We start from the raw sequence: 15,239 nt of genomic DNA on the forward strand, positions 1-15,239 counted from the left end.
CACCTGAGGAACCCCTGTGACACCCCCACCGCCGCCACTGGCCACCGTCACCCAGCCCGTCGCCGTCGTCAGTGAACGCCTTCCGTGGCGGCACACCTTCATCTCGCTGCGGGTTCCCAACTTCCGGCTCTTTGCCACGGGCCACTTCATTGCCGTCATCGCCATCTGGATGCAGCGGATCGCCCAGGACTGGCTGGTGCTCCAGCTCTCCGGCTCCGTCACCGCCGTCGGCTTCACAGTGGCGCTGCAGTTCCTGCCATCACTTCTGCTGGGACCGTGGGGCGGAATGGTCGCGGACCGGTTCTCCAAGCGCAAAATCCTCATTCTGTGCCAGTCGGCCGCGGCTGTCCTCGCCGCTGCGCTTGCCGCCCTGGCGCTCAGCGGGAGGATCGAGGTCTGGCACGTGTACGTCATCGCGCTGGTGCTTGGCCTGGTCACCGTGCTGGACCAGCCGGCCCGGCAGGTGTTCGTCCATGAGTTGGTGGGACCCCGGTATCTGCGCAACGCCATCAGCGTGAACTCGACGACGTTCCAGCTGGGCGGCCTGATCGGTCCGGCGATCGCCGGGGTGCTGCTGACCGCCGTCGGCGCCGGCTGGGCCTTCGCTGCCAACGCCGCGGCCTGCTGCTCCACCGTGGCCATGCTCCTGCTGCTGCGCCGCGACCAGTTGGTCGTCAGCTTGCCGGCGCCCAAGTCCAAGGGCATGCTGCGCGAGGGGCTGCGGTACGCGCTGAGCAAGCCCACCATCTATTGGCCGTGGCTCATGGTGGGCTTCATCTCCGTGTTCGCCATGAGCCTGCCGGTGCTGCTCGCCGCGTTCGCGGACCGCGTGTACGGAATCGGCGCGGGCGGCTACGGGATGCTGAATGCGCTCGTGGCACTCGGGGCGCTGGCCGGGGCGGTCGCGTCTACCCGGCGGCGGCAGCTCCGGCTGCGGTCGGTGGTCCTGGCGGCCGGCATGTACGGGCTGATGCTGTGCCTTTCCGCCGCCGTCCCGACCCTGCCGCTGTTCGGCGCCGCCTTGGTGTTGTCCGGGTTCTGGTGCCTGATGTTCCTCACCGCGTCCAACCAGCTGGTGCAGACCAGCTCCAACATGGGCATCCGCGGCAGGGTAATGAGCCTGTACATCATGGTGCTGATCGGCGGCCAGGCACTCGGCGGACCCATGATCGGGTTCATCGCCGAGCATGTGGATCCGCACGCCGGGCTGCTGGTGGCGGGAGGGGTGCCGGCGCTCGCGGCGGCGACTGTCGCCGTCGTGCTTGCCCGCAAAGGTGAGCTGACGCTGAAGGTGGACCTGCGGAACCGGCGGGGACTGCTGCGGGTGGTGCGTCGGGCGGCGTGACGCCGGGTGCCGCGCAATTAAGGGGTGAGTTGGAGCGGCTGACGGGAATCGAACCCGCGTATCAAGCTTGGGAAGCTAGCGCTCTACCATTGAGCTACAGCCGCAGTCGCACCGGAAGCTGCCCGGGGCAGAACCTAGCTTAGCGCAGTTGTGCGGCGACGCCGGCCAACTGGATCCCGAGTCATCGCGTCGGCAAACCGGGCCGGGAAGACTCCCGTAACTGTTCGGTAAAGGCCCGGGTGGTGCGCGGCCGCGCACCGGCGCAGGTGACTATCCTGAATCTCGTTAGCTGCAGTACAGGGGAACGGGCTACGCAAGGCAGGCCCGACGTCGGAAAAGGATCCCCATGGCAGGTGCAGAACACGAGGTCCTCGTTGCGTGCGACGCCATGACGGTGTACTCATTCCTCCTGGACGGCGCGAATCTACCGAGATGGCAGACCGACGTCCGGAGCGTGGGGCTCAGTTCGGGCAGCGCCGGCAGCGTGGGGGCCAGGTACCAGGTGACCATGGACAGTCCCCGGGGCTGTCCGGTGGCGCGCGATTACGAGATCACCCAGGCGCGGCCCGGCGCCGAAATCCAGTTCCAGGTGGTGGCCGGTCCGTCCCTCCTCCGCGGCGGTTTCTATCTCAGCACCGAGAGCGCCGGAACCCGGGTGCGGTTCGCGCTGGAGGCGCCGTCCAAAAGTTTCTGGAGCTTTGTCCGTCCGGCATATCGGGGCCGGCTCCGCGCGGCGGTCGGGCAGCTTGAGAAGCTGCCCGGCGTAATCGAAGGACGGACGACGGCGGACTGAGACCCGCTCGGCCTGGGCCGCAGTCCTGTTCAAAATGTCCCAGCTCTATTTCTGGCCGTGTGATGTGAGACCGCCGGCCGGATTGCTCACGCAACACAGCGGCAGGGCACAGCGGAGGCAATGGTATTTTTGAGGGTGTGCTGATCTCTGACCGCGACATTCGTGCCGAAATTGATTCCGAACGGATCGTCCTCGATCCGTACGATGCCGCGATGGTCCAGCCGTCCTCGGTGGATGTCCGGATCGACCGCTTTTTCCGGCTCTTCGACAACCACAAATACGCTCACATCGACCCCGCCGAGGATCAGCCCGACCTGACCCGGCTGGTGGAGGTAGAGGAGGGTGAAGCGTTCATCCTGCATCCCGGCGAGTTTGTGCTCGGCTCCACGTACGAGACCGTTACGCTGCCGGACGACATCGCCGCACGCCTCGAGGGCAAGTCCTCGCTGGGCCGCCTCGGCCTGCTGACGCACTCCACGGCCGGCTTCATCGACCCCGGCTTTTCCGGACACGTCACGCTGGAGCTGTCCAACATGGCCACGCTGCCCATCAAGCTCTGGCCCGGCATGAAAATCGGTCAGCTCTGTTTCTTCCGGCTGACGTCCGCTGCCGAGTACCCCTACGGCTCCGGCGAGTACGGCAACCGCTACCAGGGCCAGCGCGGGCCCACCGCAAGCCGCAGCCACCTGAACTTCCACCGCACGGACATCTAGCGCGGTTTTTCCGTCCGCCCTGCGCCGGATCTTAGGCCGGGACCGGCTCCGGCCGCGCCGGGCGGGAGAACTTCTTGACGAGTGGCTCGATGTAGCGGGCGGCCAACGGGCCGATGACCGCCATGATCAGGACGTAGGCCGTGGCCAGCGCGGCGAGTTCGGCCTGAACTACCCCGGAGGTCACGGCGAGGCCGGCGATGACAATGGAGAACTCGCCGCGGGCTATCAGCGCGGCTCCGGCGCGGAAGCGACCCGGACGTGCGATGCCTGCGCGCTTCGCGGCCCAGACTCCGGTGATGATCTTTGTAGCGGCGGTGAGAACCGCAAGGACAAGCGCCCACGCCAGCACCGGCGGGATGGAAGCGGGGTCGGTGTTGAGCCCGAACGCCACGAAGAAGATGGCGGCGAAGAGGTCACGCAGCGGCTCGAGGATCCGCGTTGCGCTGTGGGCCGTGGCGCCGGAAATGGCGATGCCGAGCATGAAGGCGCCCACCGCGGCGGACACCTGCAGCGCGGCCGCCACACCGGACACGAGCAGGGCTGCGCCGAGCAGGTTGAGCAGGAAGACCTCGGAATTCTCACTGTGCACGGCTTTGGAGACGTGGTGTCCGTGCCGCAGGGCTACCAGCAGCACCACGGTGACAACAGCCAGCGACACGCCAACGGTCTGCAGGCCGCCAAGGAAGCTGACCCCGGCGAGCGTGGCGGTGAGGATCGGCAGGTAGATCGCCATCGCCAGATCCTCGAAAACCAGGATCGAGAGCACTACCGGGGTTTCCCTGTTACCGATACGGCCAAGGTCCGTAATGACCTTGGCCGCAATGCCCGATGACGATATGTACGTAACTCCGCCCATGACCATGGCGCCGACAACTCCCCAGCCGAGCAGGGCAGCCAAGGCAGCCCCGGGGACGAAATTCAGGACGAAGTCGAGGATTCCGGCCTTCCACGATCTGCGCAGACCCGTCACCAGCTCCGTCGCCGTATATTCCAGACCGAGCATAAGCAGCAGCAGGATCACACCGATCTCGCCTGCCAGATGGGAGAACTCCTTCATGCCGCTCAGCTCCACCAGCCCGCCCGCACCGAAGCACAATCCGCCCACCAGGTACAGCGGAATGGGCGACATCCCGATCCGCCCCGCCAGCCTCGCCAGCAGGCCGAGGCAGAACACGACTGCCCCCAGTTCGATGAGCGTCAGGGCCACGCGGTCCATGACGGTCAGCCGTTGCGCAGGATGTCGGCCGCAGCGTCCAGACCTTCTTGCGTGCCGACAGCGACCAGCAGGTCGCCGGGGTGAAGGAGGACGTCGGGACCTGGTGAGGGAACCACCTCACCTTCACGCATGATCGCCACAATCGAAACACCGCACCGGGTGCGGATGCAGGCCTTGCCCATGGGCTGGTTCTGGAACGGGGAATCCACGGCGATGGAGAACTGCCTCGTGGTGATCCCCGGAACTTCCCGGTGCGCCTCCGTCAGCTTCATCGCGAGGTGCTGGCCGCCGAGCAGATTCCCCAGCGTTGCCGCCTCATCGCCGGTCAGCGGTATCGAGGCTTGGCAGGTGTCCGGGTCATCCCACGTGGAGACGAACAGTTCGGTCTGGCCCTCGCGGAGTTCCACCACCCCGATGCGCCGGCCGGATGCCGTCATGAAGTCCTTGCGCCGGCCCAAACCTGGGAGGTCCGTCTCTTCCACGTTCATAACATCAGCCTAGTCTGCGAACTCGCGATTTCGGCTGAAACTGTGCGCCCTGCCGAATGCTTAAATGTCCGTGCGCGCTCGCTGCAGGGGCGGGCTAGGACGGGGGGACGACGGCGATCTCGGCGTCGTTCGGGGTCTTGACCGGCAGGAGGACCAGCAGCCCGGCGAGCAGCACCACCATGATGCCCAAAATGCCCCAGCGCTGCGCGTCCCCCTCAGCCACCAAGGGAGTGGCAACGGTGATGCACAGCGTAAACAGGGCCGGGGCGAGGAAGCTGACGGCGCGGCCGGTGGTCGCGTACAGGCCGAAGAGCTCACCGGATTCGCCCTGCGGGGCCAGCCGGGCCAGATATGCGCGGGACGAGGACTGCGCCGGCCCAACAAACAGGCAAAGGAACAGGCCGAAAACCCAGAACGTCGTGGCCCCTGACCAGGGCATCCCGAAGAGCATGTGGTTGTCGTTGCCCAGCACCAGGATGACTGTCCCGGCGACCAGCAGGCCGGTGAGGGAGCCGATGATCACGGCCTTGGGCCCCACCCTGTCGTCCAGGAAACCGCCGATGACCGCGCCTACGGCCGCAACGACGTTGCCGAAAATGGCGAAGAAGATGACCTGCGGCAGTTCGAAGCCGAAGGTGCCGGCCGCGATGATCCCGCCGAAGGTGAAGACTGCCGCCAGCCCGTCCCGGAAGATGGCGCTGGCCAGCAGGAAGAAGATGGTGTGCGGGCTGGTCCGGTAGATCGCCTTGATCCTGCGCGCCAGCAGCCCGTAGGAGGCCAGGAAGCCGAGGCTTCCGGCGCGCTTCGGCTTGGGCAGTTCAGGGACCGCGAACATGACCGGCAGCGCAAAGATGACGAACCACAGCGCTGAGAACACGGCCACCAGCCGGATGTTGAGGCTGTCCTGCGTGGAGGCGCCGAACCACTCGAAGCGCGGCTGCACGAAAAGCTGGAGCACGATGAGCAGGGCCACGATGCCGCCCAGGTAGCCCATGCCCCAGCCGAACCCGCTGACCTTGCCGATGTTCCGGGGCGTGGAAATCTGCGCCAGCATGGCGTTGTAGTTCACGCCCGCGAACTCGAAGAACACGTTGGCCAGGGCGATCAGGGACACTCCGAGCAGGAGGAATTCGGGCCGGGGAAAGACGAAGAAGCACAGTGCTGTCAGGACTGCGACGGCGGCCGTGTTGACTCCCAGCCAGAGCTTGCGGCGGCCCCCGGTATCGGACCGCTGGCCCGTGACGGGCGCGAGCAGGGCAATGGCCGCGCCCGCAATGGCCAGGGCTCCACCGAGCACCGCCGAGGCACGGGCTTCACCGCCGAATGCCTGGGACGTGAGGTAGACGGTGAAGACGAACGTCGTCATGACCGCGTTGAACGCCGCGGACCCCCAGTCCCAGGCTGCCCAGGCCAGAACGCGGCCCTTGCTGGACGCCTGCGGCCCTGCTTCAAGTTCCGACGACGGCTGCGTTGCCTCGGATGCGGCTGCGGAGTTCATAGGCCGATGCTATCCGGCCGTGGCGAACAGGGACCCAACAACCCTCCTGTGAACTGGCGAAACTTACCCTGGGCCCGGCTTCGCGGGAAAACTGTCAGTGCCCCGTTGATAAACTGTTGGAACCGAACCCAACGAATGACCGCCAGCTCCAACTTTTGATAACCGAATTCTGACTTTGCGGAGATACCAGTGATCACAGTCCTTGCCGTGCACTTCGCGGTGGCCGCTGTGGCGCCGTTCGTCTTCCGGAGGTTCGGCCGCAACTCGTTTTATGCGCTGGCCGCGGTGCCGGCCGGTTCGTTTGTGTGGTTGTTGTTCCAGCATGCCGCGGTCTATGGCGCCAACGCCCACACAGAAACCGGCGCACCCGCCGAAACCGTCCCGTGGATTCCAAGCCTCGGCATCGAATTCGCCTTCCGCATGGACGCCCTGGCGTGGGTCATGTCGCTGCTGGTCCTCGGTGTGGGCGCCCTGGTGCTGGTCTACTGCGCACGGTATTTCAAGGACAAAGACAGCTACCTCGGCGGGTTCGGCGCGCAGCTGCTGGCGTTCGCCGGGGCCATGTTCGGCCTGGTCACCGCGGATGACCTGCTCATGATGTTCATTTTTTGGGAACTCACCACGGTCCTGTCCTACCTCCTGATCGGCTATGCACGGACACGGCTCGCGGCCCGCCGCTCCGCGCTGCAGGCCCTCATGGTCACCACCGCCGGCGGTCTGGCCATGCTCGTTGGCCTGATTATGCTCGGTGCCAGCGCCGGCACGTACCGGATCTCCGGCATTCTCGAACAGGCACCGGGGCTGGTTTCCGGGCCGGCAGCGGGAGCCGTGGCCGCCGCCGTCGTCCTCATCCTGGTCGGTGCGGTGACCAAATCCGCGCTGGTCCCTTTCCACTTCTGGCTTCCGGGTGCCATGGCAGCACCAACTCCCGTGAGCGCGTACCTGCACGCCGCCGCCATGGTGAAGGCCGGCGTGTACATCGTGGCACGCCTCGCCCCGGGCTACACCGACACTGCCTACTGGCTGCCGATCGTCCTCGGGCTCGGCCTGGCCACCATGCTGGTGGGCGGCTACCGGGCCCTGCGCCAGACGGACATCAAGCTCATCCTGGCCTACGGCACCGTAAGCCAGCTCGGGTTCATCACCATGGTGGTGGGTCTCGGAAAGCCTGACGCCGCCCTCGCCGGCCTCGCCATGCTGCTCGCGCACGGGCTCTTCAAGGCGACGCTCTTCCTCGTGGTTGGCATCATCGACCACCAGTCCGGCACGCGTGACATCCGCAAGCTCTCGGGCGTTTTCCGCTCCTCCCGTGCCCTCGGCATCGTGGCCGGCATCGGCGCCGCATCCATGGCCGGCATCCCGCTGCTGGGCGGCTTCGTCGCCAAGGAATCGGTACTCGAGGCGTTCGTGCACTTCAATGCAGCGCCCGGTCACGGCCCCTGGGGCGCAGTGGTCCTGACGGGCGTGGTGCTCGGCTCCGTATTGACCTTCGCCTACAGCGCGCGCTTCATGTGGGGCGCCTTCGCCGTGAAGCCGGGCGTCGAGCGCACCCCGTTCGAGGCCATTCGCCCCTCCTTCCTGGCAGCCCCCGCAGCCCTGAGCGTCCTCACCATCCTGTACGGCCTGTGGCCGGCGCCTGTGGACGCTTGGATCCAGCCGTACGCGGCCCTCTTTACCGAGGGATCGCAGCTCACGGAAGGAACGTCCGACGCCGGCAGCGCGGCAGGTGCCGCCGGGCACCTTGCGCTGTGGCACGGACTGACCCCAGCCCTGGGACTGACTGCCATCACGTTCGCCGCCGGCGCGGCGATGTTCTACGGACGCGGGCTGGTGGACAGGATCCAGAGCGCCATTCCGCCCTGGTTCGACGCCGACCGCGGCTACCAGCTGACCATCGGTGCCCTGGACGACGTCGCCGTATGGATCACCGGACGCACGCAGCGCGGTTCGCTGTATTTCTACCTGGCTGTGATCCTCAGCGTCGCCTTCGTCCTGCCCCTGTCCGCCCTGATAGCCGCGAACAAGCCGCTTCCCGAAGGGCTGTATTTCGTCGACCCCAACTCGCCCCTGCAGCTGGTGGCAGGCGCCGGGATCGTGATCGGGGCGCTCGCCGCCGTCCGGGCCAACAAGCGGTTCCTTGCCGTGCTCATGGTTTCCGTCACCGGCTACGGCATCGCCCTGATGTTCGCGCTGCAGGGCGCCCCGGACCTGGCCCTGACGCAGATGCTCGTGGAAACGATCATCCTCGTGGCGTTCGTGCTGGCCATGCGCAGCCTCCCGGCGGAGCTGCGCGACCGCACCGGGGGCAAGTACCGGGTGGTCCGCGTGATCATCGGCCTGTCCTTCGGCGCCACCATGGTCTTCGCCGCCATCCACGCCATGGGCGCCCGCATCGCCACGCCCGTCTCCCTCGAATTCCCCAAGCTGGCCTACGAGGGCGGCGGCGGGCTCAACATCGTCAACGTCACCCTGGTGGACATCCGCGCGTGGGACACCTTCGGTGAGATCTCCGTGCTGGCACTGGCCGCGACCGGTGTGGCGAGCCTCATCTTCGTCCGGGGCCGCGGGGACCGGCTGCGCACAGCGTCGGCCGTGGCTGAGGGGACCGTCGGCCGCCGCCACGGCGTGGACAAATCATCGCGGGACGGTGCCGCCCTGGCGCTGACCCGCAAGTTTGCCGTGGTTGCGCGGGACCCGTGGCTCGTTGCCGGGCGCACGCTGGCACCGGAACGCCGCTCCATCATCTTCGAAGTGGTCACCCGGCTGGTCTTCCACTCGATGATCATTTTCTCGCTCTACCTGTTGCTGGCCGGGCACAACCTCCCAGGCGGCGGCTTCGCGGGCGGACTCATGGCCGGGCTGGCCCTCACGCTGCGCTACCTGGCGGGCGGCCGCTTCGAACTGCACGAAGCCACCCCCATCAGCGCCGGCACCCTGCTTGGGATCGGCCTGGCCACCGCCGCGTTGTCCGGTGCCGCGCCAGTGCTGCTGGGCGGCCAGGTGTTCCAGAGCGCCATTATTGAGTTCTGGCTTCCGGTCTTTGGCGACATCAAGTTTGTCACGTCCACGATTTTCGACACCGGCGTGTACATCGTCGTTGTGGGACTGGTGCTGGATGTGCTCCGCAGTCTTGGCGCCGAGATCGACGAACATTTTGAAGAACGTCCCCTGCAGTTGGACGCGCAGGAGGACGGCGAGCAGGAGGGCAGCGATTCGGTGCCCGCCGGCATTCCGGCCGGATCAACCCTAGGCGGCACGTCATGACCGTTAACCTGACCCTGCTGACCGTCATGGGCGCCCTCTACGCCTGCGGCATCTACCTGATCCTGGAACGCAGCCTCACGCGCGTGCTGCTGGGGCTGATGCTGCTGGCCAACGCCACCAACCTGCTGATCCTTGCCACCGGGGGCTATGCCGGCATGGCTCCCTTCTTCAGCAAGGACACGGACCCCGCGTCCTACAGCGACCCCCTGCCGCAGGCACTGATTCTGACGTCCATCGTTATTTCCTTCGCTGTCACGGCCTTCATGCTGGGCATCATCTACCGGACCTGGCTGCTTGCCCGGCAGGACGACATCCAGGACGACATCGAGGACCGCCGCGTGGCCGAAACCCCCAGCTTCGACGCGGAGGACGACGCCGTCATCCCCGTGGAAACCTCCGAGTTCCCGTTGCCCATGCGGGGCTCGGACAGTTCCGCCGCGCCGGAGTCGACGGCGACTGTCGAGGCGGGCGGCCGGACCCTTCTGGCGGAGCATGCCGCGCAGGAGGAGAAGCCGGGATCCGGCAATAGCGCCCCTGTCACAGACACAGGCGTAAACACAGAAAAAGGCACGGACACGGATGGAGGGGCGAAGTGAACCTTGCAAGCCTTGCCCCGCTCGCCGTCGTACTTCCCATCCTGGGGGCGGCGCTGACGTTCCTGCTGATCCGGCATTCCCGCGCGCAGCGCGCGGTGAGCATTGCCCTGCTCTCGCTCACCCTGCTGCTGGAGTGCCTGCTCCTGGCGTCCGTCTGGAACGGCGGCACTGCAGCGGTGAACATCGGCGGCTGGGTGCCGCCGTGGGGGATTGTCCTGGTGGTGGACCAGTTCTCATCGCTCATGCTCGTGGTGTCCTCCGCGGTGAGCCTCGCCGTCCTCGTGTATGCCACCGGGCAGGGCATGGCCGACGGAGACCAGGACGCCCCGGTGTCGATCTTCCACCCCACCTACCTGATCCTCGTGGCCGGCGTCTCCAACGCGTTCCTCTCCGGGGACCTGTTCAACCTGTACGTCGGCTTCGAGATCCTGCTGACGGCCAGCTATGTGCTGATGACCCTCGGCGGCACGGGCCCGCGCATCCGGGCAGGCGTCACGTACGTGGTGGTCTCGGTGGTGTCGTCGGTGCTGTTCCTGATTGCCATCGCGATGGTCTACGGCGCAACGGGCACCATCAACATGGCGGACCTGGCCATCAAGCTCTCGGAGCTGGACCAGGGAACCAAGACGCTCCTGCACGTCATGCTGCTGGTGGCTTTCGGCATCAAGGCCGCCGTGTTCCCCCTGTCCTTTTGGCTGCCGGACTCGTACCCCACCGCGCCGGCTCCGGTCACGGCCGTGTTCGCCGGCCTGCTGACCAAGGTGGGCGTGTACGCCATGGTCCGCACGGAAACCCTGCTGTTCCCCGGGGACAGCCTCAACACGCCCCTGATGGTGGTGGCGCTGCTGACGATGGTTGTCGGCATCCTGGGTGCCCTGGCGCAGAGCGACATCAAGCGTCTGCTGTCCTTCACCCTGGTCAGCCACATCGGCTACATGGTGTTCGGCCTGGCGATGTCCTCCGTGGCAGGCCTGGCGGCGGCCGTGTTCTACGTGGCGCACCACATCACCATCCAGACCAGCCTTTTCCTGGTCACCGGGCTGATTGAGCGCCGCGGCGGCAGCTCCTCGGTGGACCGGCTGGCCGGGCTGGCCAAACTGTCCCCGCTGCTGGCCCTCCTGTTCTTCGTTCCGGCCATGAACCTGGCCGGCATCCCGCCGTTCTCGGGCTTCCTGGGCAAGCTCGGCCTGATGCAGGCCGGCATCGGCCTGGGAACCCCGCTGGCCTACGCCCTGGTGATCGGCGGCGTGCTGACGAGCCTCCTGACCCTCCTGGCCGTCGCCAGGGTGTGGAACCGCGCGTTCTGGCGCAAGGCCGAGGACGCCGAGCACCCAGACCCGGTGCTCCTGGCGGTTCCCGTCCCGGAGGGCGGCGCGACGGCGGTGCGCCTGCTGCCGCGGACTATGGTGGGGTCCACGCTGGGCCTCGTGGTGCTGGGTGTGGCGCTCACCCTCTTCGCCGGGCCGCTCTTCCGCGTGGCGGACCAGTCCGCCGCAGCCATGCTGGACAGGTCTGCCTACATCCAGGCGGTGCTCGGTGACGGCACACCCGTCCCCGCTGCGGCGCTGAGCGGAGGCGGAAAGTGAGCCGGCGAAGGGTGTCCATGCGGCAGGAATTGCCGCTGCTGATCTGGCTGGTCATCGTCTGGGGAGCACTCTGGCAGGACTTCAGCCCCGGCAACCTGCTCTTCGGCGCCCTGCTGGCGGTTGCGGTGGCGCGCCTGTTCTACCTGCCGCCGGTGGAGCTGAGCGGACGCTTCAACGCGCTGAGGGCCGTTCCGTTCGCGGTGGTGTTCCTCGGCCGGGTGGTGGCCGCCAGCTGCCAGGTGTTTTACCTGGCGGTGGCTCAGGGGCCCAAGGTGACCAACGCCGTCGTCGCGGTTCCGTTGCGCAGCCATTCGGACCTGATGGTGACGGCGACCGGCCACGTGATCTCCCTGATTCCGGGGTCACTGGTGGTGGAGGTGGACAGGTCCACCTCCACGCTCTACATCCACGGACTGAACGTACGGAACGGGGAGGACGTCCTCAAACTGCGCAAGGAAGTCCGCGACACCGAGGCGGGGCTCATCCGGATCATGGGAACGAAGGAAGAGCTTGCCGCCCTGAAGCAGGAGGTTGGCGCATGATGGAGCTTGTCCTCTCCGTCACGGCTGTGGCGCTGGCCTTCGCTGCCGCGGGCGCGATCATCCGCATCGCCCGCGGCCCGTCGCTCCTGGACCGGGTCCTCGCGGCGGACGTGCTGCTGGCCATCCTCGGCGCGGCGCTGTGCATCGACATGGCCGTGAACCGGCACCTGAACAACCTGATGCTGGTGGTGGCTGTGTCCGTCATCGGTTTTATCGGCTCGGTGACGGTGGCCCGCTTCGTGGCCGACAGGCGGGAGCAGCCCAGTGAGTCCTGAACAGAATGCGGTGGACACGGTGATCGATGCAGTTTCGGCGGTGTTCATGGTGGTGGGCGCCCTGATGTCCCTCGCCGCCGCCATAGGCCTGCTGCGCTTCCCCGACCTGATGAGCCGCATGCACGCCGCCACCAAGCCCCAGGTGCTCGGGCTGTTCCTCCTGCTCGCGGCGGTGGGGCTGCAACTGCGTACATGGTGGGTGTGGCCGGTGCTGCTGGTGGCCTGGATCCTCCAGCTGCTCACTGTGCCGGTATCTGCCCACATGGTGGGCCGCGCCGGCTACCGCACCAAGCACCTCCACAAGGAGCTGCTCAGCACCGATGAGCTGGAAGCCGTGGTGGTGAAGGCCGCCAAGGCGGCCCGTGACTTGGAAGATGACGACGGCGGCAACCGCACCGCTGGCTGAGCTCGCTGGTTGAGCCCGTCGAAACCGACGAACGACCATCCGCCGCGAGCGATTGAAATCGATAGTAAACCAGCGATACTCGTGCTCACCGCCTGGGTCCTCCTGCTCGGCGTGTTCATTTGCATCGTGCTGAACGCGGATGATCCCGGGGTGCCGATGTTGATGATGCTGATGCTGGTTGGCGAGTGGGTCGAGGACTGAACAACATCCTTAAACGGGTCAGGCCCCGTCTGCTGTGCAGACGGGGCCTGACCCGTAGTGGCGGATCGCTGGATCTACCGGGTGGCGAGCACTCCGGTGGCGGTTCCGCCGCGGCTGGACTGGACCAGGACGCTGGTGATCTGCCGGTTTGGTCCGGGCTTGGTCTTGTAGGACCAGGCGCCGAGGGTGTCCACCTGTGCGGTGCCGATCTTGGTGACGGCGCGGCCGGGGGTGGCGTCGTAGATGACCACGGTGGTGGCCGGGACCAGGACGGCGGTGTTGCCGGCCAGTGTGGACGTGCCCGCGATCAGCAGCTCTTTGTTGAGACGGTGGCGGGAGCCGGCGACGGCGACCGTGTCCGTCTGGACAGTGAGGCTTACTGATGCCGGGGCGCTGCCGATGCCGTTCTTGTCCGTGACGATCAGCTGGAGCTGGATCGGGTCGTTGGACTTGGCCGTGAGGGGTGCTGTGTCCGTGGTCTTGGCGTAGTACGGGACGGTAACAGTGGGCTTGGCGGCGGTGTCGCTGGAGATGGTGGCGGTGGGTCCGCTGACCTGGGTCCATTTGTAGGTGGCGGCGCCGGTGGAGGCGCTGCCGTCCAGCTGGACGGTTCCGCCGCGGGTGATGGCGGTTGAGGCGGCGGTGGCTACCGCGGTCGTCGGCTGTGTTTCGCCGGGGACGGAGCCGCTGCCGGTGTCGACGACGGGACCGGGGTCCGGGGCCGGGGTGACCGGGGCCAGCCCGACCGGGGTTGCTGTGCCGCCGGAGATGGTCACGGGCATTGAGACTGAGCCGCCGGTTGCGGTTTTCACGGTAACGCTAGCGGGGGGAGCCTTGACCGGGAACGACTTTTCAGACGGGGTGCCGGCAGCCGGTTCCTCCAGGGTGCCCAGGCCGGTGACCGTCAGGGGGTAGCCGACAGTGGAGAGGGCGCCGACGGTCAGGTTCGTGCCGTCGTAAATAGCCTTGGTGATGCTGACGCCACTGGGCTTGCTGACGCTGATCTGGCTGCTGCTGGCGGGCTTGTCGCCGATGTTGGTGACCTTCACGCTGGCGGGTGCGGACCCGGTGAACTGGATCCGGGCGTAGTAGCGGCCGGTGTCCGGGTCACTGAGCATGGGGGTGGTTTCGAAGGCCCCTGCCTGCCCGTCGACCTGAAGCTGCGCGCCGTTCCCGCTGCTGGCGAACACGTCGATCATGTTGCCGTTCAGGACGGCGCTGTCACCGTTGACCCCCTGGTTGGTGGAGATTTTGCCCTGCACGGTGAACTGGTCGGTTTCGAGGGTGAGGCCGCCGCCGTTGACCGAGAACTTGTTGTAGCCGGTGGGGCTTCCGGTGACGGTGTGGTCCTGGCCCGGATCTCCGAGGTAACCCTCGGGGGCTGCCGGGGCCGTGGCCGGATCCCATTTCAGGAACGGGCCGATGTTGCTCTTCAGTGCGGTGGTGAAGTTGCCGACGGCGGGTGAGATGTCTTCGACGAGCTTGCCGTCGCCGGCGCCGTCGGTGTCGATGGTGATGGTGCCGTAGGGGTGCTGGAAGGTCAGGGTGCTGTTGGCGGGGGCGCCCTTGACCACGATGCGCTGGCGGCCGAAGACCACCTGGTCTCCGTCGGTGACGGTGTTGGCGAAGGCGGCTTCCAGGCCAAGGACCAGGACGGCCCTACCGCCGCCGGGAAGGGCCAGTTCGGAGCCGGCGAGCATGTAGAACGCCTCGTCCGGGAAGTTGCCCGGGAACGAAATGGGGGCAGTTTCGTCAGGGATATCCCCGGGCAGGAATCCGCAGAGCGGGTTCTCCGCGTCCAGGCACAGCTCAACGCGGGTTTTGCTGCTGTCCTCGTACCAGGACGGGAAGCCGTACTCGGTGTTCACCGGGCCGACGGCGTTCATCCCGCCCGGGTTCTTGACGGTTACCTGCGTGGCTGCCAGCGAGGCTCCGGTTCCGGTGGCGGCCAAAAGCAGGGCCGTTGCCGCAGCAACACTGCGGCGGCGGGTGGCAAGCAGTGGTGATGAAAACAGCTGGGCCAGGCGTTCGGGTGCCGGGCCTCGTGGCGTGGATACCATTTCTTGTCTCCTTTGAAAGGGGGCCATGGCATCCACTAGAGGCGGCGCGGGTTGGAAAAACGTTCGGGTTCCGGGTTGGAAAAACCTTGGGAGCCGCCGCATCGGGCCGTTAGTGAGGGGGCCCGGCAGTCTCACCCGGCGCAACGGGCACAGCGGCTGTCGCAAGTAAAGCATTGACCCGGTACGCTGCCGGCGTACGGCGCTCGCCGTTACCTGACAGGGCGGCCCTTTATGACCGTGCACATGAACGGACCCG

The 15,239-nt window shown here is 66.9% G+C and carries 13 protein-coding genes and 1 tRNA gene; 9 read left to right on the forward strand and 5 right to left on the reverse strand.

Features of this window, described 5'->3' with window-relative positions; translation table 11 throughout:
• The first annotated feature begins 16 nt into the window (after positions 1-16).
• The gene (locus J7I85_RS00970; RefSeq protein WP_214845468.1) at positions 17-1,345 is read left to right on the forward strand and encodes an MFS transporter; all 1,329 of its coding nucleotides are present in this window, start codon (positions 17-19) and stop codon (positions 1,343-1,345) included.
• A 30-nt stretch (positions 1,346-1,375) separates the two neighbouring features.
• Here J7I85_RS00970 and J7I85_RS00975 read toward each other — a convergent pair.
• Positions 1,376-1,449: transfer RNA gene (locus tag J7I85_RS00975), tRNA-Gly, on the reverse strand.
• 242 nt (positions 1,450-1,691) lie between these two features.
• On the opposite strand from J7I85_RS00975, the gene J7I85_RS00980 reads away from it, so the two are divergent.
• Both J7I85_RS00980 and dcd read left to right on the forward strand, forming a co-directional pair.
• On the forward strand, positions 1,692-2,138 hold the full coding sequence (locus J7I85_RS00980; RefSeq protein WP_214845470.1) for an SRPBCC family protein: 447 nt from the start codon (positions 1,692-1,694) through the stop codon (positions 2,136-2,138).
• A gap of 137 nt (positions 2,139-2,275) precedes the next feature.
• Complete coding sequence (dcd, locus tag J7I85_RS00985) at positions 2,276-2,851, forward strand: dCTP deaminase (RefSeq protein WP_214845472.1); 576 nt, start codon at positions 2,276-2,278, stop codon at positions 2,849-2,851.
• 31 nt (positions 2,852-2,882) lie between these two features.
• Here dcd and J7I85_RS00990 read toward each other — a convergent pair whose 3' ends face one another.
• The 3 genes from J7I85_RS00990 to J7I85_RS01000 form a co-directional block, all read right to left on the reverse strand.
• Complete coding sequence (locus J7I85_RS00990; RefSeq protein ID WP_214845474.1) at positions 2,883-4,067, reverse strand: cation:proton antiporter; 1,185 nt, start codon at positions 4,065-4,067, stop codon at positions 2,883-2,885.
• Positions 4,068-4,072: 5 nt separating this feature from the next.
• A complete protein-coding gene (locus J7I85_RS00995; RefSeq protein WP_214845476.1) occupies positions 4,073-4,555 on the reverse strand; it encodes a cation:proton antiporter regulatory subunit in 483 nt (160 codons plus the stop codon).
• A gap of 94 nt (positions 4,556-4,649) precedes the next feature.
• Entirely contained in the window at positions 4,650-6,053 is a 1,404-nt protein-coding gene (locus J7I85_RS01000; RefSeq protein WP_214845477.1) for an MFS transporter, read from the reverse strand.
• Between the two features lie 189 nt (positions 6,054-6,242).
• On the opposite strand from J7I85_RS01000, the gene J7I85_RS01005 reads away from it, so the two are divergent.
• The 6 genes from J7I85_RS01005 to mnhG are packed head-to-tail and all read left to right on the forward strand — an operon-like array spanning position 6,243 to position 12,722.
• Positions 6,243-9,317, forward strand: coding sequence for a Na+/H+ antiporter subunit A (locus J7I85_RS01005; protein ID WP_214845479.1), 3,075 nt, complete (start codon positions 6,243-6,245; stop codon positions 9,315-9,317).
• Positions 9,314-9,913, forward strand: a complete 600-nt coding sequence (locus tag J7I85_RS01010; protein WP_214845481.1) for a Na(+)/H(+) antiporter subunit C — start codon at positions 9,314-9,316, stop codon at positions 9,911-9,913. The genes J7I85_RS01005 and J7I85_RS01010 overlap by 4 nt, the downstream gene beginning before the upstream one ends.
• Entirely contained in the window at positions 9,910-11,499 is a 1,590-nt protein-coding gene (locus tag J7I85_RS01015; protein WP_214845483.1) for a Na+/H+ antiporter subunit D, read from the forward strand. Before J7I85_RS01010 ends, J7I85_RS01015 begins: the two co-directional genes overlap by 4 nt.
• A complete protein-coding gene (locus tag J7I85_RS01020; protein WP_214845485.1) occupies positions 11,496-12,041 on the forward strand; it encodes a Na+/H+ antiporter subunit E in 546 nt (181 codons plus the stop codon). Before J7I85_RS01015 ends, J7I85_RS01020 begins: the two co-directional genes overlap by 4 nt.
• A complete protein-coding gene (locus J7I85_RS01025; protein ID WP_214845487.1) occupies positions 12,038-12,316 on the forward strand; it encodes a monovalent cation/H+ antiporter complex subunit F in 279 nt (92 codons plus the stop codon). Before J7I85_RS01020 ends, J7I85_RS01025 begins: the two co-directional genes overlap by 4 nt.
• Positions 12,306-12,722, forward strand: a complete 417-nt coding sequence (gene mnhG, locus J7I85_RS01030; protein WP_214845503.1) for a monovalent cation/H(+) antiporter subunit G — start codon at positions 12,306-12,308, stop codon at positions 12,720-12,722. Before J7I85_RS01025 ends, mnhG begins: the two co-directional genes overlap by 11 nt.
• 275 nt (positions 12,723-12,997) lie before the next feature.
• Here mnhG and J7I85_RS01035 read toward each other — a convergent pair whose 3' ends face one another.
• Positions 12,998-14,983 (reverse strand): hypothetical protein, encoded by a 1,986-nt coding sequence (locus J7I85_RS01035; RefSeq protein ID WP_214845511.1) that lies wholly within the window; start codon positions 14,981-14,983, stop codon positions 12,998-13,000.
• Between the last annotated feature and the right edge of the window lie 256 nt (positions 14,984-15,239).

The sequence above is a fragment of the Arthrobacter sp. ISL-65 genome, assembly GCF_018613795.1.
In the GTDB taxonomy this organism is placed as follows: domain Bacteria; phylum Actinomycetota; class Actinomycetes; order Actinomycetales; family Micrococcaceae; genus Arthrobacter.